Genomic DNA, 1,648 nt, shown 5'->3' with positions numbered 1-1,648 from the left:
CGACCGAACGGGCCGTCGGCGAGGCCGCCGCGCTGCTCGGCCCCCGCCACCGGGTGCCACCGGCCGTCCTCCCGGTGCTCGACGCCCTCGACGGCTACCGCGAACTGACCGCCCGCCCCATGCGGGTCGCCCTGGTCGGACGGGTCAGCGCGGGCAAGTCCACCCTGGTCAACGCCCTGCTCGGCGCGGACCGGGTGGACACCGGGGCCGAGGAGCTGACCTTCAACGTCAGCCGCCTCACCCACGGCCCCGACCGCACCGTCACCGTCCACTACAAGGACGGCCGCCCGCCTACCCGGCACCACCCGGACGAACTGCGCGACCTCACCTCCCGTGCCCGCGACGAGGACACCGCCGCACACGCCCGGCTGCGGGCGATCGACCACCTGGTGGTCAGCGACCCCAGCCCCTGCCTGCGCGCCTTCGACCTCGTCGACACCCCGGGCCTGGACTCCGTCCTCGGCGCGGACTCGGCCAACACCCTGCGCTTCCTCGGCCGTTCGGCCGACGAGGTGCGGGCGGACTCGCTCGGCCACGCCGGCCACGCGGACGCGCTCGTCCTGGTCTTCGCCCGCGGCCTGGCCCAGGGCGAGGAGGACCTCCTCGCCGACTTCACCGGCGCCGGCTTCGGCCCCGGCGGAGGAGGCACCCACGGCGGCGGCGCACTCACCACCGTCGGCGTCCTCACCAAGGCCGAGCTGTACTGGCCCGAGCACCCCGACCCGCTCGCCGAGGGCCGCCGCGTCGCGGACCGGGTCATGACCGCCGCCGGCGGCACCCGCCTGATGTACGACCTGCGGCCGGTCTGCAGCCTCGTCGGCGCGGCCGCCGGACAGCTCACCGAGCAGGACTTCGCCGACCTCACCGCCCTCGCCGCCGTCGAACCCGGCCTGCTCGCCAAACGGGCCGCCCGCGGACCGTACTTCACCACCCGCCCCTACCCCGACCTGCCCGTCCCCGCGGACCGCCGCGCCCGGCTCTTCGGCCTCCTCGCGGGCTACGGCCTCACCCTCGCCTGCGGGCTCGTCCGCGACGGCGTCCACCGGCTGCCCGAGCTGCGGACCGAACTCGACCGGCGCAGCGGCCTCGCCGACTTCCGCCTGCTGCTCGCCGACCACTTCGGGGCCCGCGCCGACCTCCTCAAACTGCGCCGCATCGTCGACCGCGCCCACACCCTGCCCACCCTCCTGCCGCCCGCCACCGACGCCGCCGCGGCCCGCGACCGGGCCGCCGTCGACCGGGCCGTCGGCCGCTTCGTCGACCTGGAGGTGCAGCAGCACGCCTTCCGCGAACTCACCGTGCTGCGGGACTGCTACGACGGCCGCCTGACCGGCCTCTCCGACCCCGACCGGCTCGAACTCCGCCGCGTGGCCGGCGAGTACGGCACCGACCCGGCCGCCCGGCTCGGCCTCCCCGCCGGCACGCCCCGCCCCGAACTCCACCACCGGGCCGTCACCCGGCTGGCCCACTGGGCGGCGATGACCGCCGACCCCGCCCACTCCGGCCCCGACCGGCGCGCCTGCCAGGTACTGCGCCGCAGCCTCGAACGGCTCGTCGGCGACCTCCGTGCTGCACGCCGACGAGCAGTGCTTCGCCCACGCCGGCCACGAGCTCCTCGCCGTCCTGCTGCGCCGCCAACCCGCGGGCC

Annotated in this window: 1 protein-coding gene; it reads left to right on the top strand. The window is 77.0% G+C overall.

All coding sequences use genetic code 11. The features are described from left to right. Positions 1-1,648: dynamin family protein (locus tag ABZ641_RS36385; protein ID WP_359988792.1), on the top strand; the 1,648-nt coding region annotated here is incomplete at both ends.

This window comes from Kitasatospora sp. NPDC007106, from assembly GCF_040634455.1.
In the GTDB taxonomy this organism is placed as follows: Bacteria; Actinomycetota; Actinomycetes; order Streptomycetales; family Streptomycetaceae; genus Kitasatospora; species Kitasatospora arboriphila.
This window is presented reverse-complemented; position numbering and strand designations above follow the sequence as displayed.